26 protein-coding genes are annotated in these 26,862 nt (G+C 40.9%); 4 read left to right on the top strand and 22 right to left on the bottom strand.

What is annotated here, in order from left to right:
- From TV75_RS04660 to TV75_RS04715, 12 genes are all read right to left on the bottom strand, one after another.
- Complete coding sequence (locus TV75_RS04660; protein WP_044337480.1) at window positions 1-1,461, bottom strand: UDP-N-acetylmuramoyl-L-alanyl-D-glutamate--2,6-diaminopimelate ligase; 1,461 nt, start codon at window positions 1,459-1,461, stop codon at window positions 1-3.
- A gap of 220 nt (window positions 1,462-1,681) precedes the next feature.
- Window positions 1,682-3,598, bottom strand: a complete 1,917-nt coding sequence (locus tag TV75_RS04665) for a stage V sporulation protein D (RefSeq protein WP_253275465.1) — start codon at window positions 3,596-3,598, stop codon at window positions 1,682-1,684.
- Between the two features lie 233 nt (window positions 3,599-3,831).
- The gene (locus TV75_RS04670; RefSeq protein ID WP_044337481.1) at window positions 3,832-6,033 is read right to left on the bottom strand and encodes a penicillin-binding protein; all 2,202 of its coding nucleotides are present in this window, start codon (window positions 6,031-6,033) and stop codon (window positions 3,832-3,834) included.
- Complete coding sequence (gene ftsL, locus TV75_RS04675) at window positions 6,033-6,395, bottom strand: cell division protein FtsL (protein ID WP_044337482.1); 363 nt, start codon at window positions 6,393-6,395, stop codon at window positions 6,033-6,035. The genes TV75_RS04670 and ftsL overlap by 1 nt, the downstream gene beginning before the upstream one ends.
- Window positions 6,396-6,421: 26 nt before the next feature.
- The gene (rsmH, locus tag TV75_RS04680) at window positions 6,422-7,357 is read right to left on the bottom strand and encodes a 16S rRNA (cytosine(1402)-N(4))-methyltransferase RsmH (protein ID WP_044337483.1); all 936 of its coding nucleotides are present in this window, start codon (window positions 7,355-7,357) and stop codon (window positions 6,422-6,424) included.
- Between the two features lie 37 nt (window positions 7,358-7,394).
- A complete protein-coding gene (gene mraZ, locus TV75_RS04685) occupies window positions 7,395-7,826 on the bottom strand; it encodes a division/cell wall cluster transcriptional repressor MraZ (RefSeq protein WP_044337484.1) in 432 nt (143 codons plus the stop codon).
- A 249-nt stretch (window positions 7,827-8,075) separates the two neighbouring features.
- Entirely contained in the window at window positions 8,076-9,695 is a 1,620-nt protein-coding gene (gene bshC, locus TV75_RS04690; protein ID WP_044337485.1) for a bacillithiol biosynthesis cysteine-adding enzyme BshC, read from the bottom strand.
- Between the two features lie 90 nt (window positions 9,696-9,785).
- Complete coding sequence (locus tag TV75_RS04695; RefSeq protein ID WP_044337486.1) at window positions 9,786-10,172, bottom strand: DUF3397 domain-containing protein; 387 nt, start codon at window positions 10,170-10,172, stop codon at window positions 9,786-9,788.
- Between the two features lies 1 nt (window position 10,173).
- Entirely contained in the window at window positions 10,174-11,070 is an 897-nt protein-coding gene (locus TV75_RS04700; protein WP_044337487.1) for a ketopantoate reductase family protein, read from the bottom strand.
- A gap of 136 nt (window positions 11,071-11,206) precedes the next feature.
- Window positions 11,207-12,748 (bottom strand): acyl-CoA carboxylase subunit beta, encoded by a 1,542-nt coding sequence (locus TV75_RS04705; RefSeq protein WP_044337488.1) that lies wholly within the window; start codon window positions 12,746-12,748, stop codon window positions 11,207-11,209.
- Window positions 12,749-12,833: 85 nt separating this feature from the next.
- A complete protein-coding gene (locus TV75_RS04710) occupies window positions 12,834-13,049 on the bottom strand; it encodes a biotin/lipoyl-binding carrier protein (protein ID WP_044337489.1) in 216 nt (71 codons plus the stop codon).
- Window positions 13,050-13,125: 76 nt separating this feature from the next.
- The gene (locus tag TV75_RS04715; RefSeq protein WP_044337490.1) at window positions 13,126-14,475 is read right to left on the bottom strand and encodes an acetyl-CoA carboxylase biotin carboxylase subunit; all 1,350 of its coding nucleotides are present in this window, start codon (window positions 14,473-14,475) and stop codon (window positions 13,126-13,128) included.
- Window positions 14,476-14,707: 232 nt separating this feature from the next.
- Here TV75_RS04715 and TV75_RS04720 point away from each other — a divergent pair, with 232 nt between their 5' ends.
- A complete protein-coding gene (locus tag TV75_RS04720; protein ID WP_044337491.1) occupies window positions 14,708-15,184 on the top strand; it encodes an N-acetyltransferase in 477 nt (158 codons plus the stop codon).
- 742 nt (window positions 15,185-15,926) lie between these two features.
- Here the strand turns inward: TV75_RS04720 and TV75_RS04730 are convergent.
- From TV75_RS04730 to TV75_RS04745, 4 genes are all read right to left on the bottom strand, one after another.
- Window positions 15,927-16,547, bottom strand: a complete 621-nt coding sequence (locus TV75_RS04730) for an RsfA family transcriptional regulator (protein ID WP_044337493.1) — start codon at window positions 16,545-16,547, stop codon at window positions 15,927-15,929.
- Window positions 16,548-16,677: 130 nt separating this feature from the next.
- Window positions 16,678-17,436, bottom strand: coding sequence for an enoyl-CoA hydratase/isomerase family protein (locus TV75_RS04735; protein ID WP_156142315.1), 759 nt, complete (start codon window positions 17,434-17,436; stop codon window positions 16,678-16,680).
- A gap of 129 nt (window positions 17,437-17,565) precedes the next feature.
- On the bottom strand, window positions 17,566-17,739 hold the full coding sequence (gene rpmF, locus TV75_RS04740) for a 50S ribosomal protein L32 (RefSeq protein WP_044337494.1): 174 nt from the start codon (window positions 17,737-17,739) through the stop codon (window positions 17,566-17,568).
- A 64-nt stretch (window positions 17,740-17,803) separates the two neighbouring features.
- Window positions 17,804-18,346, bottom strand: coding sequence for a YceD family protein (locus TV75_RS04745; RefSeq protein ID WP_044337495.1), 543 nt, complete (start codon window positions 18,344-18,346; stop codon window positions 17,804-17,806).
- 239 nt (window positions 18,347-18,585) lie between these two features.
- Here TV75_RS04745 and TV75_RS04750 point away from each other — a divergent pair, with 239 nt between their 5' ends.
- Window positions 18,586-19,797, top strand: coding sequence for a nucleotidyltransferase (locus TV75_RS04750; protein ID WP_044337496.1), 1,212 nt, complete (start codon window positions 18,586-18,588; stop codon window positions 19,795-19,797).
- Between the two features lie 35 nt (window positions 19,798-19,832).
- Here TV75_RS04750 and TV75_RS04755 read toward each other — a convergent pair whose 3' ends face one another.
- On the bottom strand, window positions 19,833-20,873 hold the full coding sequence (locus TV75_RS04755; protein WP_044337497.1) for a SepM family pheromone-processing serine protease: 1,041 nt from the start codon (window positions 20,871-20,873) through the stop codon (window positions 19,833-19,835).
- A 4-nt stretch (window positions 20,874-20,877) separates the two neighbouring features.
- Window positions 20,878-21,657, bottom strand: coding sequence for a patatin-like phospholipase family protein (locus tag TV75_RS04760; protein WP_044337498.1), 780 nt, complete (start codon window positions 21,655-21,657; stop codon window positions 20,878-20,880).
- A 177-nt stretch (window positions 21,658-21,834) separates the two neighbouring features.
- On the opposite strand from TV75_RS04760, the gene ylbJ reads away from it, so the two are divergent.
- A complete protein-coding gene (ylbJ, locus tag TV75_RS04765; protein ID WP_044337499.1) occupies window positions 21,835-23,055 on the top strand; it encodes a sporulation integral membrane protein YlbJ in 1,221 nt (406 codons plus the stop codon).
- Window positions 23,056-23,143: 88 nt separating this feature from the next.
- Here the strand turns inward: ylbJ and coaD are convergent, their stop codons facing one another.
- From coaD to TV75_RS04785, 4 genes are all read right to left on the bottom strand, one after another.
- Entirely contained in the window at window positions 23,144-23,641 is a 498-nt protein-coding gene (gene coaD, locus TV75_RS04770) for a pantetheine-phosphate adenylyltransferase (RefSeq protein WP_044337500.1), read from the bottom strand.
- Between the two features lie 26 nt (window positions 23,642-23,667).
- Window positions 23,668-24,225: a 16S rRNA (guanine(966)-N(2))-methyltransferase RsmD gene (gene rsmD / locus TV75_RS04775; protein ID WP_044337501.1), complete on the bottom strand. Its 558-nt coding sequence runs from the start codon at window positions 24,223-24,225 to the stop codon at window positions 23,668-23,670.
- Window positions 24,226-24,486: 261 nt separating this feature from the next.
- Entirely contained in the window at window positions 24,487-25,896 is a 1,410-nt protein-coding gene (locus TV75_RS04780; RefSeq protein WP_044337502.1) for a hypothetical protein, read from the bottom strand.
- 90 nt (window positions 25,897-25,986) lie between these two features.
- Window positions 25,987-26,301 (bottom strand): hypothetical protein, encoded by a 315-nt coding sequence (locus tag TV75_RS04785; protein ID WP_044337503.1) that lies wholly within the window; start codon window positions 26,299-26,301, stop codon window positions 25,987-25,989.
- 99 nt (window positions 26,302-26,400) lie between these two features.
- Here TV75_RS04785 and TV75_RS04790 point away from each other — a divergent pair, with 99 nt between their 5' ends.
- Complete coding sequence (locus TV75_RS04790) at window positions 26,401-26,790, top strand: DUF7147 family protein (protein ID WP_044337504.1); 390 nt, start codon at window positions 26,401-26,403, stop codon at window positions 26,788-26,790.
- Window positions 26,791-26,862 lie beyond the last annotated feature (72 nt).

A 26,862-nucleotide genomic window follows, 5' to 3' on the forward strand; every position in this document is an offset into this window, starting at 1 on the left:
TTACATCCCCTTTATGATTTGTCTGACCACTTCGCGGTCATCGAAATCGTATACGTTGTTTCCGATAATTTGATAGGTTTCATGACCCTTACCCGCAATCAGGACAACATCTTCAGCTTCGGCAAGACTTAAAGCCTGTTTAATTGCTTCTTTCCGATCCACAATTAATTGATACTGCTTCCCGACCACACCAGCTTCCATATCTTTGAGGATACCATTTGGATCCTCGGTCCTCGGATTATCAGAGGTGAAGATAGCAAAGTCCCCATATTTGCAGGCAATCGCAGCCATTATCGGCCGCTTAATCTTATCCCTGTCCCCTCCACACCCGACCACCACAATAATCTTCCCCTTGGTAATCGATTGGATTGTTGCTAATACATTTTTCAAACCATCTGGAGTGTGTGCGTAATCAACGATAACCGAGAAGGGCTGGCCTTCAGAGATCGTTTCAAACCGTCCCCTGACTCCATGTGCGCTCTCCAGGCTTCTTACGCTGTCCTCGATGGGTATACCTGCAGCACTGGCTGTTGCAATCGCAGCCAAAGCGTTATATACATTAAATTGCCCCGCAAATTTTAATACCATCTCTCTTTCTCCGAATGGTGAAACGAGTGTAAAAGCGGATTCTGTTGCTTTCAGGACAATATTTCTGGCACAGAAGTCAGCAGAAGGAGACAGACCATATGTAAATACATGTGCGGCCGTTGTCCTGATAATAAAATCAGCTGCTTCATCGTCTTTATTAATGATGGCGTATTTAGGGGATTTCTTAAAATAAGTATTCCCTAATTGTGAAAACAATAAGCCTTTTGCGTTTCGGTAATCGTCCATGGTCTTGTGATAATCCAGATGATCCTGAGTCAGGTTTGTAAACACGGCAATATCATAGTCACATCCGTGAACCCTGCCCTGATCTAACGCATGTGAAGAGACTTCCATGATCGCAGATTGTACCCCTTTATCACAAAACTGTTTAAACGTTTGTTGGAGGGTTAAGCTGTCAGGAGTCGTATTGTGACTTACTTGTAAGTCATCCCCCACTTTTATGTGCATTGTACCGATTAAACCGGTCTTTATTCCACAGTGGGTAAGCACCTGGTCAATCAGATGGGTGGTCGTTGTTTTCCCATTTGTGCCTGTCACCCCCACCAACAAAAGCTGATGGGAGGGCTGCTTATAAAAGTAGTCGGCTAGGATGGCCATTGCTCTCTTCGTATCCGGAACGATAATAACCGGCACGTTTGCTTCTATGCTCCTCTCAGCGAGAATCGCAGCTGCACCGTTCTTCTCTGCCAGTGGGGCGAGTGAATGGCTATCAATCTCTAATCCGTTAATACAGATAAATAGATCACCATTTTTCACTTTCTTATGGTGGTTAGCGATGTTTGAAATAGCTGGATTCCCTTCACCCTCTACTGAGAAAAACGGTAATACTTCCAGCAAAGTGTGCAATCTCATCTTTTCAACTCCTCACAGGTAGAAAGCAACCTTTTTATATTTTACAAAAAAATGCGTATGAAAGCTATAAACCTTTTAACTTAGTTCGTTATAATTATTGAAAACTTGCAGACTTCAACATCATTTAAAGGAATACAGGGCCTCACCTTAGGATGATAAAGCCCTGGCATAAATAAGAAGTATATCATGAAACAAGCCATCATGCTGACATCCCCGGCACTTATTCCGATAGATACACCCTTACTTTTGAACCTTGCTTGATCTTCACCCCCGGATCAGGAGATTGACTAACCACTTTATCCCCGGTTCCACTTATATCCAAATCAAGATTAACAAGCTGCTCCTGTAACTCTTTTTTTGTTAATCCAACCAAGTCAGGGGTTTCAATCAATGGAATATCGGTCCAAGTCATCTCTTTCTCAATTTGACCTTTACGCTTAGGGACTCCCATCGCCTCTAAACTATCGCCAATGATACTTCCTCCGATCGGGGCTGCTACGACTCCACCGAATTGAATCGTGCCTTTAGGGTTATCAACAGCCACGTATACAACAATTTCAGGATCATCCGCAGGCGCAACTCCCATAAAGGAAACGATGTGATTATTTTCTAAGTATTTACCATCCTTAGCTTTTTGAGCGGTTCCCGTTTTCCCGCCTACACGATAACCATCTACATAAGCTTTCTTACCGCTTCCTTTTGCTACAACACTTTCCAATGCTTCACGGATTTGTTTAGATGTTTCTTCTGAAATGACCCTCTTTTTCATTTGTGGTGTCTTCCTCATCACCACTTCCCCTGTGGAAGGATCAACCAGCTCTTTTGCGATGTACGGTTGATACAGTATCCCACCATTTACGGCTGCTGATACAGCTGCAACCTGTTGAATCGGCGTTACGGCCACCCCCTGACCGAAGGCAGTCGTCGCTTGTTCAACAGGACCGACTCTATCTATATTAAAGAGAATTCCTTTCCCCTCCCCTTGAAGGTCGATTCCGGTCTTTTGCCCAAATCCAAAATCATGTATATAGCTGAATAGTTTTTCTTTACCTAATCTCTCACCTAACTCGACAAATCCCGGATTACATGAATTTTGGACCACTTCCAAAAATGTTTGGGTTCCATGTCCTCCCCGCTTCCAACAATGAAGAGTGGATCCGGCAACTTCAACATGGCCTGAATCGTGGAATTTTTCTTTATAAAGGTCCACCTTATTTTCCTCCAGCGCTGCGGCAAGAGTAATGATTTTAAACGTTGAACCAGGTTCATAGGTGCTCCAAATCGGTAAATTCCGGTTGTATATCTCTTGGGGTACATTCTGAAAATTCGCCGGGTCAAAAGTAGGACGGCTTGACATTGCCAATATTTCCCCGTTTTTAGGATTCATGGCAATTGCGATAATCCCATCAGGATTGTAAGTGGCTTGTGCAATATCCAATTCACGCTCCACGATGGTTTGAACCTTCGAATCGATCGTCAGCTTTAAATCCAGGCCATTTTCAGGCTTCTCAAAGTCATCTGCCATGTCAGGCATTCTTTTCCCTTTGGCATCTGAGAAAAATTTCACATATCCCTTATCCCCACTAAGCTCCTCATCATATGAAAGTTCAAGCCCCATCAACCCCTGATTATCAATCCCTGCAAAACCAAGTACATGGGATAGATAACTGCCATATGGATAATAGCGCTTAGAATCTTCTCCTAAGTAAACCCCTTTTAAATTAAGATCCCTGACCTCTTTCGCTTTTTCATATGAGATCTTTCTAGCTTCTTTAATCAGCACCATATTTGCCCTCTGCGTAACATATTTATATGCAGATTCTACTGAAATATTAAGAACAGCCGCCAGTTTATCCGCCGTTCCCTGAGGATCAGTGATTTGTCTCGGAACGACAAATATCGTCGGGGCACTCTGGTTTCCAGCTAATTCTACCCCATTTCGGTCTACTATTTTCCCTCTCTCCGGTTGAAATGGGATATTTCGACTCCAGGAATCCTTTGCTAAACCAGTAAGCCAGTCCCCTTTAAAAAACTGGACATACCCCAGCCTTATATCGATAATGGAGAAAATCAGGACTCCTACTACAAGCGCTACTGCTAACCTTTTCCTTACCGTTACATTGGATACTCTTTTCACTAATGGAACCTCCCCTTCTATGGCTCGTTCCATTATATGCTTGGACTTATTTGGGTATGTTCGAAATCCATGAAAGGATGAGGGATGCTCTATCATCCACGTCAATTCAATCGTTTCAGCCCATAAGAAAAAGGGCGACTTTAATGTGAATGGCACTCGTCCCTAAATCGATTCCAAAGAAATCGATCCAGGTGCCCTCGAGTGAGTCACATACATAAGTCAGCCCTGTTTATTTAGTTCAGTGGTGGTTCTTCCGTATTCTCGTCTTCATCTTGCTGTACCTGTTCTTCCGGAGTACTAAAATTAACCACTAGAGGCTCTTCTTTCTGCACTGGAACCCCCGGTTGAATATTTTGGCTGACGGCGTAGCCGTTTCCAACCATATTGATCTTCAAACCTGCAAGATTCGCCACTTTAAAGACATCTCTTACAGACCATCCCTTCATATCAGGAATCGTGGTGTCTCCGTCTGTTTTGATTACAACCCTTTCCCCTTCGAGTATCGTACTGCCAGCTTTGGGCAGCTGCTTCTGGACCTCCGATCCGTTTCCGACAACAACGGGTGAAGCCCCTGCTTTTTTCAACTCTTCTTTAGCTTCTTCAACACTCATTTCTTTCGTATCAGGGAGAGACCGTTTTTTCAAACTCACTTTTTCCTGAGGTTTGATATTCAAGTATTTCAAGCTATTTTGCATCACGGGGTTGAACACAGCCGCTACGGGATCTGAACCGATTTCAGTCGGTTCTAATTCGGGTTGCTGAACACCTACATAGACGATTAGCTGTGGGTCGTCAGCAGGCGCCATACCCATGAATGAAAATAGATAATTTTCCTTTCCGTACATATACCTTCCCGTTTCTCGGTCAGGTATTTGGGCGGTACCTGATTTCCCTGCAACGCGATAGCCATCGATGGCAAAACGGGTACCTGTGCCATTCTCAGAGGTAACGGTTGATTCTAAGTATTCACGTACTTTTTCAGCAGATTCCTTCGTAATTGGGTTTCCGGCAACTTTTGGTTTTGTTTCTTCAACCACTTTATTCGTATTTGGATCTACTATCTTCGAGATTACATAGGGTTGCATCATTTTCCCGTCGTTCGCAATGGCCGATTCAGCTTGAATCATTTGAAGCGGGGTAACGGTTGTTCCTTGCCCAAAGATGGTGGTGTATTTTTCAATCGGGTAATGATAAAGGATAGATCCAGAAGCCTCATGTGGTAACCCCACACCTGTCGGTTCACCAAATCCAAAACTATTTAAATACCCTTCGAACTTCTTGAAACCAATTTTGTCCAATAAATTCGCAAATGCCACATTAGAAGATCTTTGAACGCCTTCTAAATATGAAATCGTCCCCCAACCTTCTCCTCCATTATGATCCCGGATGGGATTAGGAACATTATCAACATAATACCTACCAGATTCATAGGCTTCATTCGGATTGAATTTTCCTTCATTTACTGCAGCGGCCAATGAAAAAGCCTTCATCGTTGAACCCGGCTCAATTGTTTCCTCCACAATGAAGTTTGTCCAATTATCCAGTAGACCTTCTCTCGTGTCAGGATGAAAGGATGGTCTTTGAGACATGGCCAGTATCTTACCCGTTTTCGGATCTGATACGATCGCAAATATTTTCTTTGGTTTATATTTCTTTTGTACTTCATTCATGGCTTCTTCTAGGAATGTTTGAATTTTCTTGTCAATTGTTAAATAAATATCTTTTCCATCTTGTGGTGATGTTACATGCTCATCTGCATTTGGCAATAAATATCCCCATACATCACTCTTATATTCCACTGACCCATCCTTGCCGCTTAACACATCATCAAAGCTTGCTTCTACACCCATTTTTCCGACGGTTTTGGTGTCACCGTTATCTGCAGTGGTTTTTTGCGCAAACCCAATAAGATGAGGCGCGAAAGAACCATTTGGATAAAATCGCTTTGCTTCTTTCCTGAATGTGATTCCAGGTATGTTTTCTTCTTTAATCTCCAGCATCAATTGATGGGACAGGTCTCTGCCAGCAGATCCAAATTCCACTTGATACGGTCCATCTTGATTAAGGCGTTCATAAATTTCGCTCTCCTTCATTTCAAGATATGGAGCCAGAGCCTTTGCTGTTTTCCTGGGATCTGTCACATGCTTAGGCTTTTTCGGGTCACTTGTGATGCTGGGATCTAAAATGGCTACGAGTGTATAGGCAGAAGTATCCTCTGCAATGACTTCTCCTTTCCCGTCAAAGATCGTTCCCCTGTGGGCTTCCAAAATGTGACTCTTTATATATTTTTTTGCCGCTTGTGATGCCAGGACCTTTCCTTCAGCTTCCCCGGTGACCTGAATCGTGACAAAGCGAACCATCAATACAAAAAAGAGCAAGCCGAAAATCCCGAAAAGGATGGCTGCCCCTATGTTCATACTTGGTCTTTTTTTCATTATTGTTCAACAACCTTAACATTCTTTTCTTTCAAATTAAGTCCAAGCTCTTTTGCTTTTTCAAGAATACGTTCATACGTACTTAGCTCACTCACTTGAAGCTTAAGGTCATTATTTGCCTTTTCCTGCTTTTCAATGGTTGATTCTACGTGCTGAACATCTTTATTCACATCATAGATAGCAGCTTGTGTTGTAACAATTTGAACGGCTAGGAAGCAAAAAACTGCTGCGAAAATCGCCACAAGGATCTTTTCCCCTGGTGTAATGACGGATCTTCTCTCTTCACTCAGGCGCTTAGGTTTGGCTTGAACGGATTGATTCTCAACTTTTTGCTGCTCGTACTTTCTGGCTAAGTTACTCAAAATTCTCCCTCCTATTTCCTTCTATATTATATATTTTTTTCTGCGATTCTTAATTTAGCTGACCTAGCGCGATTATTTTCTTCCAATTCTTCCTCACTAGGCAGGATCGGTTTTCTTGTTATAAGCTTCAGCTCCGCTTCATATCCCTCTGGAATAATCGGTAAACCCGGAGGCAAATCAGGACCTGATGCCTTCTCTTTGAACATCGTTTTGCAAATACGGTCTTCGAGGGAATGGAAGGTAATGACACTTACTCTTCCTCCTTTATGAAGAAGCTCTATCGCTTGTTCGAGAGAATCCTCAAAGGCTCCCAGTTCATCGTTCACGGCGATTCGTATGGCTTGAAAGACTCTCTTAGCCGGGTGGCCACCTTTTCGTCTTGCAGGTGCAGGAATACCATCCTTAATGAGTTCAACAAGTTCACCCGTTGTTTCAATCGCCTTGATATCTCTTGCCGCTTCTATCTTTCGCGCTATTTGCTTTGAGAACTTTTCTTCCCCATATCGATAAAATATCCGAACTAAGTCTTCAAACGACCAATGATTAACCACTTCATAAGCAGTTACTTCACCTTGCAAGTCCATTCTCATATCGAGAGGAGCATCATGGTGATAACTGAAACCTCTTTCCGGAGTATCCAGCTGAGGCGATGATACACCGAGGTCGTAAAGAATCCCGTCCACACTATGTACTCCAAGTTGCTCAAGTTCTTCCTTTAGATTCCTGAAATTTGATTGAACGAATGTAACCCTATCCTGATAGGATGAAAGCTTATCTTTTGCATGGCCGATGGCTGTTTCATCCTGATCGAAGCAATACAGATGCCCTTTCGGTGATAACTGGCTAACAAGATACTCGCTATGTCCTGCTCCACCCAGAGTACAATCCACATACACTCCATCTTCTTTAATATTCAGGCCATCCACCGTTTCCTTCAATAATACAGTTGTATGTTTAAACATGTTGATTTCACCTTTCCAATCGAACGTTTTGTGGGGGTTAAATATCAAACCCTACCATATTCTCTGCAAGCTCAGCAAATGAATCTTCAGACTGTGTGAAATAGTCTTCCCATAATGATTTACTCCAAATCTCAATTCGATTGGAAACTCCTAAAATAATGCATTCTTTATCTAATTGTGCATAATTCACAAGCGAAGCAGGAATATTCACCCTGCCTGTCTTATCTAATTCGCTCTCAGTCGCACCAGAGAAGAAGAATCGAGTGAAGGCACGGGCATCTTTCTTTGTCAGTGGTAGGGCTTTGAGCTTGTCTTCAAGAACTCGCCACTCATCCATGGGATAACCAAATAAACATTGATCCAACCCTCGGGTGATGACAAATGAATCTCCGAGGTGATCACGGAACTTGGCAGGTACGATTAAACGGCCTTTATTATCAATGTTATGTTGATATTCGCCCATGAACATATGCACTGCCCCCACTTTCTAACACAAATGTACCACATCCCCCCACTTTTCTCCACTCTTTTCTAAATTCTTCACTTGCAAATTATTTCCTCTATTTTTCATTAGTCTTTTTCTCTCTTTTCCAGACAATTTTTCACCGTTGAAATTTGTCTTTATACAACGTAAAAAGGACCTAATTCGCAATAAAAAACGAATTAGGTCCTTTTATTTTTTTGATTGTCGACTGGTAATATTGCAAATGGCTTCTAATCAGATATATACCACTTTATGAGTTCCGTCAAAGGTGAAATCTTGAAGTGTCAGATCTCTTACGAAGTCGGGTCCGTATTTGTTTAAGAAATAGAGAACATTCCACGTTCTTTCCTGTGGCCCTCCATTTGGCCTGATGCTGTTTTCCACCTTCATAAACTGATTAAATGTTAGCGAGTGCTTATCTTTCAGGGCTTTATCCACTTTGTTGCGTAGATAATCGAACTGACTCAAGTGGAATTCAAGGTTCTTATCAACAATCGGTTCTAATCCTTGATCAATACTAACAGCCTGTTCGCGAATCCTCTTATATTTCCGTTGGAGTTCTTCCTGGATCTCTTTCATTCCCAACTCTAGAGTGGGACGCTCGAGGGATTTCCAAAAGGCATCACGAGCAGTAGAAACACCTTCTGTAATCACACCATGTAGAGTCAATTGAAGGTCGTGAATCCTCTTATCTATTTCACGTTCCACAATGGTTATATTTAGCCTCGGGACGACTGGCGGCATTTTTAGATCCACAAATTCAAAGGCTCTTTTTAATTCGCCCCAATAGGCAATTTCGCCAGGTCCGGCAACAAATGCGAGGGTTGGAAATAACCATTCCTGCATCATAGGTCTCGTGACCACATTATTACTGAATGATTCTGGACTATCTTCAAGAATGGATAGCAGCTCCACATTTGAAAATGTTTTACCACTATTCTTCTCGAAAAACATATTCCCTTCTCTTTCTAACAAAGCCCTTTCGTCCTTAATTTGAATAAAGAGATTGGCTGCTGCAGGGGAAATATCTAATTGAGTGCTATATCCTTTTTTACGGATTTCATCTTGTTGCTTAAACACCGCATCCGATATGGATTGACTGCTTTCGATCAAATGATGAAAATGTCTCGATTCAAGTTTCCTTAGTAATGGATAGGCCGAATCAATGACCAATAAGCCGAAATCTTTAAATAAGCTCATTACAAAGTGGGCAAAGAATCTAACAATATCCTCTTCTTCGTCAATCATTTTAGTAAGGTCCGATGCCAGTTGTTTTGTATGCTGTGTTTCTCCCAGCATCACTAGTATGTCATCAAGCCATTTCTTCATCACTGGTTTTGTATACGTAATATGAGAGGTCATTTTCTTTTCTACTATTCTCTCCGGATATCCGACCTTTTCAATCTTTGATCCATTCTCTACATATATATGATTTACTTCTTGATAATCATGATCTTCTCCTGCAATCCAAAAAACAGGAACCACAGGATGCTTTAACTCAGCTTCCTGCTGTCTGGCTAATTGAATGACAGAAATGATCTTATGTATCGTGTAAAGTGGGCCGGTCAGCAGACCTGCCTGTTGGCCAGCAATGACGGTTACGGCATTGTTCCTCAGTTTAGCCAACGATTCTTCAACCTTCTTGGATGACGGCAATGGCTTCATGTAAGAAGATATACATTCTGCAAGATCCTCTCTCTGAAACTGTCTGGAATCTAGATCTTTCATGCGGTCTAAATAGACTGAAGAACTGTTAACATTATAGTGAAAAAAAGAAGTGACGGGCTCTTCTTGTTTTAAGTATTGAGAGGCAAACTGATTTATTGCTGGAATGTTTAAGCTTTCCAATTCCATTTGAATTACTCCTTTTCTAGCTCTTAATATCCTAACGATGAGTATATCATTCCACATTAAGAAAAGGAAAAAACTTGCCTGTTCTTTTTTCTAATATAATTCTAGGATGCGGAGGATCAATCCTGTTATCATTAATGCAATATAGGCCGTAAAGAATAACAGAAAGTTCATCCTCCAGAAACCCCTCAATACCTTGGGATAATGGATTTCCCCCTTAGCCTTCCAATACATGATGGCAAATAGAATGCCAATGGAGCAAATCACAAGGAAAATAAGCCATAGATACGAAGTTTGCCAAATGGCAATCACAATAAAGTGAACAGAGACAATAAGTAGAAAGGTTGTAATATCAATGGCCAAATGTACGGCTTTCCGATGGTTTTTCATGATTTCTTTCGCTAGAATGAAACTAATGAAATATCCTAAAAATGGAATCAATACAAAGATGGCAATGATGGTCGAAAAAATCGAAGCCATTTTATCCCCCCAGACCTTCTCTTTCTATTCCTTTAACTAATCTGTAAACTATATTCATGATGGGTACAAAATGGTGTTCTTTATATGCTTTTTCAACTAGAACGCCTAAGATAGATTCTATTTCCGTTTTCCTGCTGGATTCAATGTCTTTTAACATGGAAGATCTGTTTTGATATGTATTGGTGCAAATTTCTTCAACCCTTTCAAAGGAAATAATCCCTTCCATTTGAGGAAAGAGGAGAAGCAGTTCCTGAAATAAATCTTTTTGTAATTGATGCAAGTGTGGGTTTTCAACCAGCTTCCCGTTGGTTATCCGGGTTATAGCCGTTAGAGGGTTAATTAGTACATTTACGAATAGCTTGGTTAGGAGCATTTCCTCGAAGTCTTGTTTTAGTAAAAATGGAAATGAAGGAATGCTCTGTGATACTAATTCTTCTACAACTCCCCATTCTCCTCTAATTAAAGCGAGATTTGTCTTACCTTCTCCTGAATGAAGGAGAGTATGGTCGTTTTCTTTCAGCGCTCCGTGTTCTACCGAACCAGCAAGCAAATTCTGGTGGGGCAATGATTTCACCCAATCCAAATGTCCAATCCCATTTTGAAGGAATAGTAGTGGTTGATTCTTATCCATAAGCACTAACACATTTTCCAAGGACTTTAAATCATATCCCTTTACTGCCACAATCACTAGGTCAAACTTCAAGGGAACTTCAGTAAGTTGATCGGACCGGACCTGCGTTGTGAATGAAGAACTTTCCTTATGTACATTTATACCGTTCATTGATAGGGACTGAACCTGTGCCTCTCTCCTTACAAAGAGAGTGACATCAAACTTCCGGCCCAAATAACCCGCAAATAGAAGTCCGACTGCTCCTCCTCCGATGATTCCTATTTTCATAAAGACTCCTTTTCGAACATGTTTTTAAGAATAGTTTACCAAATTCCCCGGAACTAGAAAACTATAGGCTAAAAGAATCAGTCCACGTTTAAAAGAAAGGGCCCGTCCCTAAGGAGCGAGCCCTTTCTAACTATCATTAAACAGGATATACGGGATGTTTTCTCTCACTAAATTGAACTTCTTTGGTTTCATAGAGCTTATAACGTTGAATTAAAACAGAACGTAACTCATTAGGAGCTGTAATTTCATCGACTATTAATTCCGAAGCCAGTTTATAGATATCAATGTGTTCTTTATATTCTTTTTGCTTTTCTTGAACATATTGAATTCTCTCCTTGGGGTCTTCGATAGCTTGTATCTTATTTGAATAAACGGCATTTACCGCTGCCTCAGGCCCCATTACGGCAATTTGAGCTGTAGGGAGGGCAATACAAACATCAGGATCAAAAGCTGGACCTGCCATTGCATATAGACCGGCGCCGTATGCCTTTCTTACGATGACAGAAATCTTCGTAACCGTTGCAGAGCTCATGGCAGCGATCAACTTAGCTCCATGGCGAATAATACCTGCTCTCTCCACTTTCGTCCCTATCATGAAACCAGGGACATCTGCAAGGAATAATAAGGGAATATGGAATGCATCACATAACTGGATGAATTTTGCCCCTTTGTCTGCAGAATCGTGGAAAAGTACTCCTCCCTTTACCTTTGGCTGATTGGCAATGATCCCGACCACTTTTCCATCCATTCGCCCGAAACCTGTTATTAATTCAGGTGCAAAGAGTTTTTTCATTTCAAAGAAGCTGCCTTCATCAATCAATGTATCGATGCAATCGTACATATTAAAAGGTGCATTTTGATGTTCCGGGATAATGTCTTCTAACAGCTTCTCATGCTTAGGAGCGAGACCATCCTTGACGGCAGGCTTGTGTTTATAATTCGCCGGGAAATAACTTAAATATCTCTTCGCTTCTTCAATCGCTTCCTCTTCAGATGCTGCAAGAAGGTCTCCGCATCCACTGACAGTACAATGCATTCTTGCACCACCCATCTCTTCGAGTGTCACTTTTTCGCCGATTACTTTCTCAGCCATACGAGGAGAACCGAGATACATAGATGCATTTCCATCAACCATAATCACTATGTCACAAAAAGCAGGGATATACGCGCCACCAGCTGCCGACGGTCCAAAAAGTACACAAATTTGTGGAACCATCCCTGACATTTTCACTTGATTATGAAAGATTTTACCGGCACCGCGTCGATTAGGGAACATATCTAACTGATCGGTAATGCGAGCTCCGGCTGAATCTACTAAATAAAAGATAGGCACTTTTAAATTCAGCGCGGTTTCTTGAATCCGGATGATTTTCTCAACGGTTCTTGCTCCCCATGATCCTGCTTTAACTGTAGAATCATTGGCCATCACACAAACAGTCTGGCCTCCAACCTTTCCAATTGCCGTTACGACTCCATCCGCCGGCAGATCTTCTGCCTTATTGTTTGCAAACATACCATCTTCTTGATAATCCCCATTATCAAATAACTGTTGAAGCCGATCACGAACAAACATCTTTTTCTGTTCTTTCAATTTCTCGTGATATTTCGGCTGACCACCCGAAGTAATCCTTTCTCTCGTTTGTTCGAGAGTATTGATGATCGTTTTAGATGTCGACATACTATCCCCTCCGTCGTTTTATGTAAATGCGTAAACAAGTCAGAGATGTTCAAATCATCTCTGACTTAATGTTTGCATACTCGATTTAACCTTCAATAACGAGTAATACATCCCCTTCATTGACAAAATCCCCTACACTCACCTTAATTTCCGAAACTTTCCCACCCGCTTCAGCTTCCACAGGAATTTCCATTTTCATTGATTCAAGCATTAATACAGTATCCCCACCAGACACTACTCCGCCTTGTTCTACAAGTACATTTAAAACCGTTCCTGCCATTGTTGATGTAATTTCCTTCATGATCGATTCCTCCAGTTTGTTCTCTTTTAGTTGAATTCTTATCAGTGTCTAACATAATGCCCAATGCCCATTCTTCTTACGTGCGGTTGGCTGTCAAGAAGTCCTGAAGCCATTTCGTGGTGTAAGATCCTTCGATAAAGCCTTTATCTTCAATGATATTCTTGAATAGAGTGACATTCGTCTTTACTCCTTCAATGGTTACCCCTTCAAAGAAGACCTTGGCTTTATGTAATGCATCTTGACGATCTTTTCCTTCGATGATGCATTTAGAAATCATCGGATCATAGAATGGAGTAACCTTGTTTCCTTCTGCGTATCCGCTATCAATTCGAACACCTTCTCCTTCTCCCCATTGCAAGGTCGTTAATTGACCTGGAGACGGGTAAAACGTCTTCGGATCCTCGGCGTATACTCTAAACTCAATTGCATGACCGTTCACAGGGATTTCCTCCTGTTTGCATAGAGGGAGAGGGTTTCCTGAAGCTACTAAAAGCTGCCACTTCACTAAATCTAATCCCGTGATGGTTTCAGTGACCGGATGTTCTACTTGTAGTCGGGTATTCATTTCCAGAAAATAAAAATTTTCATCTTCATCAACAATGAACTCAACTGTTCCGGCATTCGTATAGCTGACTGCCTTCCCTGCCTGTACAGCAGAGGCAAACATCTTCTCCTTCGTTTCTTGAGAAAGCCCGGGAGAAGGTGATTCTTCTATCACTTTTTGATTTCTTCTTTGTACAGAACAATTCCGCTCAAAAAGATGCACCAAATTCCCATGATGATCCCCAAAGATCTGAACTTCAATATGTCTCGCATTCTCAATACATTTTTCAAGAAAGACTTCCTCTTTCCCGAAATAGGCTTTTGCCCTATTTTTAGTAGAGTCGAAGCTTTGAACGAGCGCTTGCTCATTTTCACAGCGGATCATACCGATTCCCCCGCCTCCACCACTGGCCTTCAACATAACGGGGTAGCCAATATCAATTGCTACACGCTTGGCAGCATCAAGGGTTTCGACACCTCCATCACTTCCAGGTACGACCGGTACAGACGCTTCTTGCATCACCCTTCTAGCCTCTACCTTGTCGCCCATCTTTTCGATAATGTCATGAGCAGGACCAATGAAGGTGAAACCTTCTTCTTCAACTCTTCTGGCGAAGTCTGCATTTTCTGATAGCAGACCATACCCGGGATGAATTCCATCCACCTTTTCCTTTTTCGCTACGTCGAGTATATTGTCCACTACCAAGTATGAGCGATTCACTTGTGATTCACCTATGCGGTGTGCAATATCCGCTTCTTTAACGAAGGGCATATCCTGATCTGCATCGGAATAAACCGCGACTGTTTGAATGTTTAATTGTTTACAGGTTTTAATGATTCTTGAAGCAATTTCTCCCCTATTTGCAATTAGAATTTTTCGCACAATCTCTCCCCTTTCTTCATAGAACACCTCTGTTCATATTACGAATTCTACAAAAATCGTCGAAATCCTTCTTCTTTATTGTAAACGTTTTCTTAATTAAGTGCAGAATTTTTTGTTTATTTGTTATATAATAATAGTAAATACTTGCATGATCATTAGATCCGTTACAAACGGATCCATGATTCACCATGTTTTCTCAAACATATTTTTTAGCATTCTAGGAGGTTATACGATGGCTGTTAAAGTGGAAAAATTAAAAGTAAATTATAAAACTCTTGAAGAGTTTAAGAAATTTAAAGAATATGGTGTACAGGAATTATCCATGCTGGAAGACTTACAAGCAAACATTATTGAAAACGATAGCGAGTCACCTTTTTATGGAATTTACTTTGGAGATACCTTGGTTGCCAGAATGAGCTTGTATCAGCGCAATGCCCGTTTTGATCAGTACTTCGATCCTCCCCAAAATTACTTGGAACTATGGAAACTTGAGGTATTACCAAAATATCAGAACAAAAGTTACGGAAAAATGCTCGTAGAATTTGCGAAAAGCTTTGGTTTACCCATTAAGACAAATTCCCGTATTAAATCCCAGGGATTCTGGGAGAAAATGGGGTTCGAAGCCGTTACGTACGAAGTGGAAAGAGATTTAGGTGAAAATCCATACGTATGGTTCCCAGAAGGGGTTAAAGAACAGAAAATCAGTTAACTACTAAAGCGGAGGCGGCTTGACCAGAGGCGACAAGCATAAGGCAGACCCACTGGAAAGGCGTCCTTTGCCTTTTTGGTGGGTCTGACTTATGACCTCGAGCCTCTAGCCGCCGGAGCTGGATGATAACTAATGCGGAGGCGGCTCGAACAGAGGCGACAAGCATAAGACAGACCCACCGGAAAGGCGTCCTTTGCCTTTTTGGTGGGTCTGACTTATGACCTCGAGCCTCTAGCCGCCGGAGCTGGATGATAACTAATGCGGAGGCGGCTCGAACAGAGGCGACAAGCATAAGACAGACCCACCGGAAAGGCGTCCTTTGCCTTTTTGGTGGGTCTGACTTATGACCTCGAGCCTCTAGCCGCCGGAGCTGGATGATAACTAATGCGGAGGCGGCTCGAACAGAGGCGACAAGCATAAGACAAACCCACCGGAAAGGCGTCCTTTGCCTTTTTGGTGGGTCTGACTTATGACCTCGAGCCTCTAGCCGCCGGAGCTGGATGATAACTAATGCGGAGGCGGCTCGAACAGAGGCGACAAGCATAAGACGAACCAGCCGGAAAGGCGTTCTTTGCCTTTTTGGCTGGTTTGACTTATGACCTCGAGCCTCTAGCCGCCGGAGCTGGATGATAACTAAAGCGGAGGCGGCTCGAACAGAGGCGACAAGCATACGATAACCATTATCACAATGAACAAAGATAGGCTGGCTAAATGAATTCATTTAGCCAGCCTATCTTTGTCTTCATTTATTCAACCGCTGTAGGTTCCCGTTTTTATCCATCTGAAACTTCACTTTATCTTCATTCCCTTGCAAAAGAGCCATTTTCCTTGCTTTTTCAAAAATAGCTAATAATGACTTATGATCTTCTTCAAGAAGATTATATTTCGCTTCATACTCTTTCAACTCCCCTTCAACCTCTTGGAGTTTTTCTTTCAAAAAAGAGATTTGTCCATGAAGCTGTGTATTTTCATTCCTTACTTTTTCACCGTTACGAACGGCTTCTTCAGCTTTTTGAAGATAATTTATCATACTGCCCATTGAAAACACCTCAGGGGCTTCATGCTCTGGAGAACTCTCTACCTGCTTCGGCAATTCTTGTTTATCTTCATTTACCTTACCTATTGGAGAATCCTTCTTAGATTGCTTTCTCTGCTTTTTAGCAAGTTCAATTCCGGATTTATATTGTTTACGAACAAATGAGTTCCAACGAAAGCCGCAAGCCGCTGATGTTCTTGATAGTTTCCTTCCTACCTCTTCAAATGCTTGAAGCTGGGTACCGCCTTCTCGTATATGACGTAATACCACTTCCGCTAACAACACATCTTCATCTTGACTCCATGCATCCTGTCTATTTGAAGACATTTCCATCCCCCCTGTAAGATCCAGTTTATCCATACATATGCGCTTACTAGAGAAGATAGAATCTGCATCACTATTTTTTTATCCATACAAAAAGGAACAGGTTTTCTGAACCCGCTCCTTTTGGCATGGTTTATTTATTAAAGAATCTCTCCACTGCCTCGTGATGCTCATCACTCGCCCAAAGCTTTGCACACTGGCTGATTTCCTTCATTATATTCTCTTCTACTCTTTTTTCATCCCATTTCCTCAGGAGTTGCAGCTTATATGCCTTCAAGACCCCCTCTGATTTCAGTGAAATCATCTTAATAAGGGGAATTTCATGGATTGGGACATTGGTATCAACTAATTCATCTATAAACCCTATATCATGAAGGACTTCTGCTTCTTCCACCCTCGCTGTCATCAGTAACGAGAGTGCTTTAGACGCTGAAAGCCTTTCAAAAAGTAAGGTCCCCCCTCCCCAGCCTGTGGTGATGGCCAGATTCCCTTGAACGAAACCCATTTTAGAGGTCCTTTTGGCAATTCTAAAATCACAAGCTGTGGCAATCTCACACCCTCCGCCAATCGCCGTTCCGTTAATAAAGGCGATTGTAGGTTTTGGTAGAAAGGCTAGTTTCATAATGAGGCTGCCCATTTTACTGAGCATTCCATAACTTTCACTTTCAGTTTTCAGGTTATAAAATTGAGATAAATCCCCTCCTGAGCAAAAAGCCTGATCACCACTACCAGTAATAAGCAGCGCTTTCACATGATCATTATGAATACACTCATTTAACGCTTTTTCGAGTCCTTCCATAATTTCATAACTCACTGCATTTCGCTTTTCCGGACGATTGATGATAAACTGCAGGATCCCATCTTCATTCATATGTATCATATATTCTCCCAAATCAGACCTCTCCTTCCATACTTATAGTGTATGGTTTTATAAATGGGTTGAACAGAGATTTCTTTAAAATGACAATAAAAAAAGCGTGAAGAGCCATGGCCTCTTTCACGCTTTTTTTGTTATAAACAATTATTTGTTTACAACTTCTTTTCCTTTATACGTTCCGCACTCTTTACAAACACGGTGTGCTAGTTTCATTTCACCACAGTTTGGGCATGCTACCATACCAGGTACACGTAGTTTGAAGTGTGTACGACGTTGTCTTTTTGCTGTTTTAGATGTTCTTCTAAAAGGTACTGCCATTCTTCCCACCTCCTTAAAAGAGATTCATACTCATTATGAAGCCAGTCGAACTGGTACTTCGCTTTTAAGATTTCTTGTTTTGATCAAGAAGTTTTGCTAAGTCAGCGAGACGAGGATCAACCTTTTTCTCTTCCTCTTGCTCGACTTGATAAGCTTGTTCTTCCGTCAGAACTTCCCAGTTCTTACCAGAAGGCATCTCATCTTGTTCTCTCGCTTCATCACTGATTACTTGCATCGGAATCTCAAGTAACAGCAATTCTCTTATAGCAGGTTTTAAATCAATAACATCACCTTGGATTCGATGTACTTCCTCTTCCTCATACTGATCATAATCACTTTCATTTAGAAGATAGGTTTCGATCGTTTTAATGTCAACTGGTAAATCAACATCCACAAGGGTTCTTGAGCAAGGTAATACTAACTTTCCTTCTATATGAAGATGGAAGGTGACCCGGTTTGATCCGATATCTGCCTTTCCAGACACTCGAATAGGTGAGACTTCTATAATTTGGGGATCGATTTCTTTCAATTCATCCAAATTAATTGTTTCGTCAATGGAAAGTCCCTTGTCTCTAAATTTTTGTAATTGTATTATTGACCATTTCAATGTAATCACCTCAAGGCAACAAAGGTAATTATAGCTTTCATAATACCGTTTGTCAATATTTTTTCTTTACACTCTTTACAACCATAGTGTTGTAATTATAACGTTTAAATATAAGGATTTTCAAATATTTTATAATATTAGTTATGATTATGTTATAAAAGGAGAGAATCTATATCATTTCCTTATATAATGAACTAAATAGCAGATAGTTCCGACTTAGAAAGGATGTGGAGAAATTCATGAAAGCAACAGGAGTAGTAGTAGAGTATAATCCCTTTCACAATGGTCATTTACATCATTTAAGGGAAACGAGAAGAACCACTGGAGCGGATGTGGTGATTGCGGTTATGAGTGGGCATTTCCTTCAACGTGGAGAGCCAGCACTGGTCTCAAAATGGTCCCGCACCAAAATGGCATTGGAAGCAGGGGTTGACGTTGTCATTGAGCTTCCTTATTGCTTTGCAACACAGCATGCTGAATTTTTTTCCAGGGGAGCCATTTCTCTCCTTGAGGCCATCGGCTGTGAAAGCTTTTGTTTCGGCAGTGAAGATGGAGATATCGATACTTTCGAGAAAACGGTCCAATTCATCCAAGCGAATAAGGAGAAATACAATACATATATAAGTGAGTTTATCCAGGAAGGCACGAGCTATCCTTCTGCTCTGGCCAAAGCCTTCCAAAGGTTAGGGAGCGGGGATTCGGTCATCGATTTAAGTAAGCCGAATAATATACTGGGATTTCACTATATGGAAGCTAGAAATCAGCTTCACACGCCATTAAAAGCTTACACCATCACAAGAGAATCTGCCGGATACCATGACGAGCACTTTTCTTCTCCTTCGATTGCGAGCGCTACAAGCATCAGGAAACATATTTTCAGCAGTGAGGGTGATAGCAAGATTGACTCCTATCTCCCCTCTACTTCTGTTGATCAATTATCTCAGTACCGACTCGAGTACGGGGAATTCCATCGCTGGGAAAATTACTGGACATTTTTGCAGTATAAGCTTCTTTCGTCGTCCAAAGAGGAGCTGAAGGAGATATATGAAATAGAAGAAGGTATAGAGAATCGGATGATAGAGTTAGTTAAAAGCTCGACTTCCTTTGAAGAATTCATGATGAAGCTTAAAACAAAACGATATACTTGGACGCGGCTTCAACGAATGCTCCTTCATGTTTTAACCAGTACAAAAAAGGTAGAGATGCGAAGCAGACATAACTCTCCACGCTATATTCGCCTACTTGGAATGAATAAGACAGGGAGGGAATTTATCCATTCTAAGAAAAAAGAAATGCCTTTGCCTTTAATCAGCAAGCTTTCCAGTGCAAATCAATGTGATATAACCTTAGATGTCAGAGCGGCTGAAATTTATTCATTAGGTTTAGAAAATGCGGCAGCCCGAAAAAAATTACTTCATCAAGAATGGTCTCAACCGCCAATTATTATATAAATAGAAAAGAGGCTGACAGAAGGCAGCCTCTTTGTTTATTCTAATGTTTGTAAAAATGCTAATGCTTCATCAAATGTTTTCACGGGTATTACTTTCATGTCCGTATCAATGTCTTCAGCCGTTCTTTTGGCAGCAATATAGTTTGATTCAAGATCAGGATATTTTTCTTTCATTTCCTTTGTAACTGTTTCATGTGGAGCAAGAAAATACTCTGCACCCGCCTTGTCAGCAGCAATGATCTTTTGTTCAATACCGCCAATGCGCCCAACTTCCCCATTTTCGGAAATCGTACCGGTTCCCGCAATGGAATACCCTTTCGTGAGGTCATCCTTCGTTAATTGATTATAAATCTCCAAGCTAAACATCAATCCTGCGGAAGGGCCACCTATTTCTTCAGTATCCAGTTTCACCGTCGGGTTGGTTTTGATTTCTTTATCATCACTGAGGGTAATTCCAAGACCTATTTTATCCGGCAGATCTGGAAAAGATTGAAGAGAAATCGTTTCAACCATCTCCTCCTTATCCCGAACGAAAGTAATCTTCACGCTATCCCCACTTTTTTTCTTACTGACATATTCGATAAATTCCTCTGAGGATTGAAATGCATTGCCATCAACAGCAGTAATTCGATCACCAGGCTTCAAGACTTCTTCTGCTGGCATTGAAGGATAAATATTTAACACATATATTCCTTTATATGTGTATTTATAGGGTTTACCTGCTTTTTTGAAGGCAACTTCAATGGCATGGTTTTGAGAGTCGGCCATAAGGTGAAGTTGACGAAGATTATACTCCTCGTCACTTTCATGAGGACTTCTGATTTCCTCAACCGGAAAGATGTATTCGTATTTTCTTAAGCTTGCTATAAGATAGGCATAGATATTTGCTCTTCCCATCCTGACGGTTGTAAGCATTAATTCACCTTCGTCCTCATATCCATCCTTCACATCAACGATCGGATCCAGTTCATGTGCACCTCCCGGCTTCGTTACATAGAATGGAAGATAATAAAAGGATGTAGCAACCATAATAATGGTCATGATGACTAGGGTCCTGATTAATGTTTTCGTTTTCATGTTCTTACTCCTTCCAATTATCTAAAGCCTTCTGAATAGAAGGAATAACCTTCTTCGCCTCTTCCTCTCCCATATCTATAATTTCTTCAATATTTTTGAATGCTCTGGTACTATACATTTCTACATGTGGTCTTATCATAAAGTCAGAAGCAAATTCCCTGTGTGCGACGATTTCTAGTTGAAGGATATCGATGCTTTGCATAATCACATCATAAATCGTTGTGATTTCTGCATTACGTTTCACATGAGATACATCGACTCCTATGACGATATCAGCACCCATCTCTTTTACAACGGAAACTGGTACCCGGTCAATGACTCCTCCGTCCACGAGTAAACGGCCGTTTATTCTTTCAGGTACAAATATACCAGGAATCGCGATACTTGCCCTGACCGCACTTGAAATAGGTCCAGTCGTAAATACTACTTTTTCCCCATTTGTAATGTCTGTGGCGACTACACTTACCGGGATGTTTAAATCTTCAATATTTTTATTATGTGTGAAAAGCTGAATGAATTCTTTTATCCTTTTACCCGAAATAAATCCCATCTTCGGAACTGTAAAATCTAAATAATATTTTCTTCTGAAAGTGGCAGAAAGTTTGTAAAGATCTTCCATCTTATGCCCTACCCCATAAAAGCAGCCGACCAAAGCGCCCATACTGCTCCCTGCTATCATATCAATCGGAATCTTTGCATCATCAAATGCCTTTAACACACCTAAATGTGCAAAACCTCTTGCCCCACCCGAGCCGAGGGCTAATCCAATTTTCGGTCTCTCCATGCCCTTCCCCCTTTTCCCGAGTTATCGGTACATTTCATCATATGGTCTATTTCAATTATGTATGAGTATATTGAGTAATATGAGGACAAGTTGAATTAATCCCATTTTATCATTCTTTTCCCATTTCACAAGGAATTGATATAGCAGGAACTTATTTCATAAGAGGGGGAAGTCCGGTTGTTTAAATCGAAAATCAAAACCTTGGCTTTATCCATAAGCGTGACTGTGTTTGCGGTATCTCTCATCATAATGCCCGGAGAATCTCTTGAGGCGTCCATACGTGGATTAGATATGTGGTGGGAGATCGTTTTCCCTTCCTTACTACCATTTTTTATCGTGTCTGAAATGTTGATTGGATTTGGGGTAGTCAGGTTTATCGGGGTCATGCTTGAGCCCTTGATGAGACCATTATTCCGGGTTCCCGGGGTCGGAGGATTTGTGTGGGCAATGGGAATGGCATCAGGTTTTCCATCGGGAGCAAAATTGACGGCCCGCCTGAGACAAGAAGAACAAATCACCAAATTGGAAGCTGAGCGCCTTGTTTCCTTCACGAACTCTTCCAATCCTTTGTTCATATTCGGAGCTGTGTCAGTCGGGTTCTTTCAAAACGCTACACTTGGTATCGTTTTAGCTGCCGCTCATTATATTGGAAACATCTGTGTAGGTGTCGTCATGAGGTTCTATGGTGGAAAAGAAAAGGAAGAAATGAGGAATTCCTCTTCGGGGAAAAAGGGCTTTATCATTCGGGAAGCCTTTTCTGCTCTTCATCGAACAAGACTTGAAGATAAGCGCCCTATAGGGAAACTCTTGGGAGATGCTGTCACCTCTTCTATCCAAACCTTACTAATGATTGGTGGTTTCATAATCTTATTTTCAGTCATAAATAAAATGCTTTACCATCTTCACATAACGACCTTTTTTGCAGAAGGCTTTTCAACTCTATTTATTCTGCTTCAATTACCGGAGCAGTTAAGTATTCCTTTTATATCCGGATTATTTGAAATTACGTTAGGTTCAAAGCTGACAAGTGGAGTGAATGAAGCCACTCTCCTTCAACAAGCCATCATTACAAGCTTTATATTAGGATTCAGTGGATTTAGTGTCCAAGCACAAGTTGCAAGCATCTTAGCCGAAACCGATATACGGTTCAAACCTTTTTTCTATGCCCGTTTTGTTCACGGAATAGCGGCGTCCGTCACGACCATTCTTATTTGGAAGCCGATATATGAGAGATTTTCCGATGAGCAGCTCTCAAATGCCATACCCGTTTTCGCCATGAAAAATAATGCATTCTGGACGGAAATGCTATATTGGTTTAAGACTGCAGGTCCAGTGGTCACTATTTTCAGTTTGATACTCTACATCGTTCTGTATGCAAGAAGACAAGTGTATAAATAAAAAATGGGGTTGATCCCTTTGCCTATGCCAGTTATCTTCCACATCATGTGAAAGGTAAGGTCCAGACTCTGGGATCAACCCTGTTTCATTATTCAGGCTTATTTAATTCACTATATTTTTCCTTTAACGATTCTTCCACACGCTTCGGGACTAATTCGGATATGTTCCCCCCGTACTTAGCCACTTCTTTTACAATACTCGAGCTCAAGAAAGAGTATTGATTATTCGTCATAATAAAGAACGTCTCAATATCATCTTCTAAAACCCTGTTCATAGACGTGATCTGCATCTCATATTCAAAATCCGATACCGCACGCAACCCTCTAATAATTGCTTTCGCATTTACTTTTTTTGCGTAATCTACTAGAAGTCCTTGAAAAGAATCCACCACTACATTTGGAATTTCCCTTGTTACCTCACGAATCAATTCAATTCTTTCCTCTACTGAGAAAAGTGGTTTTTTAGAAGAATTATTTAAGACCACAACATAAATTTGATCGAAAACTTTCGCACCTCGTGTGATAATATCTAAATGTCCATAAGTAATCGGATCAAAGCTTCCCGGACAAACTGCAATGCTCGTCATATTTTTACCCCCTGCCTTTTGTTCCTTCAATCGGTTTCTTTCGAAAAAATGGAAATCCTTATAATTCCATACGTTTCTTCCCTTACTTTCTTCAAGCTCCCGGCTCTGTCTTCCAAGGTAATATCCGAGCCATGTTCACACATGACGTAACCGCTTTCATTTAAAAGGTTGTGCTCATCGATGAACTCAAGGAGTTGTTGAAGCTTCTGTTGCTTATAAGGGGGATCCAGGAAAATATAATCAAAGGTTAACTCTCTTTTTAAAATAGCCTTTAACGCCCTCGTTGCTTCATTCCGATACACTTCACTCTGGTCCATTAAGTCACAATCCCGGATGTTTGCCTTAATGGTTTGAAATGCTTTTGCATCACGGTCTACGAATATAACAGAATCAAGCCCCCGACTCAGGGCTTCTATTCCCAGTCCACCGCTCCCTGCAAACAAATCCAATCCTGATCCCCCTTCAAAATAGGGGCCTAACATATTAAATATAGACTCTTTCACCTTATCTGTAGTCGGCCGTGTTCCACTGCCAGAAACAGCTTTCAACGGTCTACCCTTTAACGTACCCGATATCACTCTCATAATCATCCACCAAATATGTATTTTTTCTTCACTATCCTATCATATCTCGACAGATATCGCTACATACTGAAATTGTTCTAAAAATGTATAAAATCATTTTGATAGGTGATAATGGAAGTAACAGCATCCTAACTGATGTTGTTGCCAACCGCGGAGAAGACTTACGATTCCCCATAAGTTCTTCCTCCGGTTTCTCCTCTCCCTTTGCCTTCTTTCCAGAAATGGATATAGAAGGACCCTGCAGAATTTCTGCAGGGCTTTTTACATTTCTTCTTTGATTTCGATTGAGGTTTCTTTTTTCAACACTTTTACCTTAAACAATTTCTCAAACCACTGAACATCCATATAATGGTAGCCCCCAATCGATTGGACAGGTTTCGTTAATAAGCCGTAATTTTCTTCATTGTAAATAAAATAATCTTCATTTACATAAAATCTGAATGAATTTCCATTCATTGATGTAAAGAATACGTTGGGTTGAATCTCTTTGATATTCAGTCCAAGAGCCTTCACGGCTTGTGGGAATTGAATGTACTCTTTCTGTTTATAAGAAATGTATGACAGGTTATGTGATTTCTTGTTGATGACCACTGGGTGATCGGCTTTAAATACCATCGGGACATTCTTTTTCCCTTTTGTATTTTCAGTGAAAAATGTAGAGTCAAAGCCTGTAACCGCTCCTACTGTCATATCTAATTTTAATGCATCGACGGATTTTGTCTGATCCTTCTCAATTCTTCGCTTAAATTCATCCAATTGGAGGGATGTTAGTCCTTCCATTATTTCTTTATAAGCCCATGCGGATTTTGAAGTGAGCGGTTGTTTTTTTAAGCTGATGCCAACGATAAACTCTTTGAGCCAAACCTCTTCATCAGCGGTTTCATGCTGTTGGTAAAGTAAGCCGCCTTTCACTTCATTCAGGAGCTCCCCGTCAGCTGTATTCCTCACAATCAAATATGGAGATCGATAGGGCTTTATTTTGTTCGTGATGATGACCGTCACAAATCCTTTAAAGGAACTCAGGGAAGCCCCCCGGATACCTTCAATGTCAGTCGTGTCGTACAACATTCTCACAGTAGATGACTTTTTTTCCATCATCGTTTCTCTTGTCCAATATAAAGCGGATGGCTCCCCTCCACCACTGAAGAAATAGTAATCAATATAATTCATTTTTTTATGGCTGGCATATTTATATCCTGCTATCCATTTTCCAGTCCTGAAGTTCTTTTCCGTTATATGAATATCTGTATTTATTGTAGTAACAGAAGAAAGTGTAGGATGCCACTCTTTTACTAACATTACTTCTGTTTCTAGTGGCTGTTCAAATGAATAGGAAATCGTGATTTCCTGAAGCTCATTGTGGAGATTGCTTAGTAGGAATTCCCCGTTTTGTTTGGTTAAACAATTTTCCCCTCTATCATTTACACATGTAAAATCCATTGCACCATCCGGCCATTCAATTGTTATTTGTTTGGGAATCGTTGATAAAAATTGAATGGTTTGTGTAACAAGAAAATTTTTTTCCTTATGCGTAATGAAATAAGACTGATTCACTTTTACAGTTCCGGACTCTTCGGCACTTTCCGTCGTAAATCCCATCCATTGAAAGAAAAGGATGCCAGAGCTGATCAGAACCATAAGTAGACCAAATGTAAATAGAACGCGTTTCATACCATACTCCTTAACTCCGTCTGCTACATAAAGAATAGCAGATTCAGGCAGAGAGTGGTGGGATATTTTAAGGAGATTACCATTTTTTATTCATCCAATATCCAGATCTTTACTGTCTGTGAGAAAAGGGGAGTCGCCTAAATGATCGTTCATTAAATGATTCCATTCAATTTCATCGACCAAACCATTACTGAGAAGAGTTTCTTGTAAATCTTCAAGTGAAGAGTTTTGCAGTTCATTTTCTTCCATGAGAGATAAGATTCCGTGAGCCGCCAGTGTCGACAGGATTGCTGTCACGATAAAGGAATCACTATTCTTTATCTCAATGTCTTTCCTTTCCTGCCTCCCTCCGATTACATATAAACATGATAATCCCAGGACGAGAAATAGAAATAACCATACCATTACGATCACCCCTATAAGTTATTTAGAATCTTTACTTATCACTATATGTTTGAAATAATAAGGAATTGATAAACTCGGTAAGAAAAGGAGATTGAATGAATGATTCAACGTTTTATTGAATTAGGAGAAGGATATTCAGATATTTATGAACTTATGGAGCTTGCAAAAGCTAATAAAGAACGATTACAGCATATGATGGCATTTCATACAATTGTTAATAACCGGGCCGTATCGTCCCTGGCTCTTGTGATGAAACCTACAGAACAGGGGAAATTCCAAGCAATCTATGTGTGCAGGGAAGGAATTCCAAACCCGAACATCACACCGAATCAGCGCTACTCCCTTTTTGAAGAAACGGCTAACGAATTAGACAAGGTCATCATCCAAATGGATGTGAAACCCTCCAGTCTCTATCCAGAAAAAGAATTGTACTATCAACATCTGATCGCGATACTGCGCTTAAATCATTATATACTGCCTTTGCAATAAAGGATATTAATCGTGCAGTTTTTTGTAACAGGGGGCTTATACCCAAAGAAAAAAGCTGCCAAAACAACACTC

Source organism: Rossellomorea aquimaris (genome assembly GCF_000935355.1).
Lineage (GTDB): Bacteria > Bacillota > Bacilli > Bacillales > Bacillaceae_B > Rossellomorea > Rossellomorea aquimaris_B.

Excerpts from the sequence above, each read along its gene's own strand:
- TV75_RS04660 (WP_044337480.1), bottom strand. The coding sequence starts at position 1,461 with ATGAGATTGCACACTTTGCTGGAAGTATTACCGTTTTTCTCAGTAGAG.
- TV75_RS04670 (WP_044337481.1), bottom strand. The coding sequence starts at position 6,033 with ATGAAAAAAAGACCAAGTATGAACATAGGGGCAGCCATCCTTTTCGGG.
- rsmH (WP_044337483.1), bottom strand. The coding sequence starts at position 7,357 with ATGTTTAAACATACAACTGTATTATTGAAGGAAACGGTGGATGGCCTG.
- mraZ (WP_044337484.1), bottom strand. The coding sequence starts at position 7,826 with ATGTTCATGGGCGAATATCAACATAACATTGATAATAAAGGCCGTTTA.
- bshC (WP_044337485.1), bottom strand. The coding sequence starts at position 9,695 with ATGGAATTGGAAAGCTTAAACATTCCAGCAATAAATCAGTTTGCCTCT.
- TV75_RS04695 (WP_044337486.1), bottom strand. The coding sequence starts at position 10,172 with ATGGCTTCGATTTTTTCGACCATCATTGCCATCTTTGTATTGATTCCA.
- TV75_RS04700 (WP_044337487.1), bottom strand. The coding sequence starts at position 11,070 with ATGAAAATAGGAATCATCGGAGGAGGAGCAGTCGGACTTCTATTTGCG.
- TV75_RS04705 (WP_044337488.1), bottom strand. The coding sequence starts at position 12,748 with ATGTCGACATCTAAAACGATCATCAATACTCTCGAACAAACGAGAGAA.
- TV75_RS04710 (WP_044337489.1), bottom strand. The coding sequence starts at position 13,049 with ATGAAGGAAATTACATCAACAATGGCAGGAACGGTTTTAAATGTACTT.
- TV75_RS04720 (WP_044337491.1), top strand. The coding sequence starts at position 14,708 with ATGGCTGTTAAAGTGGAAAAATTAAAAGTAAATTATAAAACTCTTGAA.
- TV75_RS04730 (WP_044337493.1), bottom strand. The coding sequence starts at position 16,547 with ATGTCTTCAAATAGACAGGATGCATGGAGTCAAGATGAAGATGTGTTG.
- rpmF (WP_044337494.1), bottom strand. The coding sequence starts at position 17,739 with ATGGCAGTACCTTTTAGAAGAACATCTAAAACAGCAAAAAGACAACGT.
- TV75_RS04750 (WP_044337496.1), top strand. The coding sequence starts at position 18,586 with ATGAAAGCAACAGGAGTAGTAGTAGAGTATAATCCCTTTCACAATGGT.
- TV75_RS04755 (WP_044337497.1), bottom strand. The coding sequence starts at position 20,873 with ATGAAAACGAAAACATTAATCAGGACCCTAGTCATCATGACCATTATT.
- TV75_RS04760 (WP_044337498.1), bottom strand. The coding sequence starts at position 21,657 with ATGGAGAGACCGAAAATTGGATTAGCCCTCGGCTCGGGTGGGGCAAGA.
- coaD (WP_044337500.1), bottom strand. The coding sequence starts at position 23,641 with ATGACGAGCATTGCAGTTTGTCCGGGAAGCTTTGATCCGATTACTTAT.
- rsmD (WP_044337501.1), bottom strand. The coding sequence starts at position 24,225 with ATGAGAGTGATATCGGGTACGTTAAAGGGTAGACCGTTGAAAGCTGTT.
- TV75_RS04780 (WP_044337502.1), bottom strand. The coding sequence starts at position 25,896 with ATGAAACGCGTTCTATTTACATTTGGTCTACTTATGGTTCTGATCAGC.
- TV75_RS04785 (WP_044337503.1), bottom strand. The coding sequence starts at position 26,301 with ATGGTATGGTTATTTCTATTTCTCGTCCTGGGATTATCATGTTTATAT.
- TV75_RS04790 (WP_044337504.1), top strand. The coding sequence starts at position 26,401 with ATGATTCAACGTTTTATTGAATTAGGAGAAGGATATTCAGATATTTAT.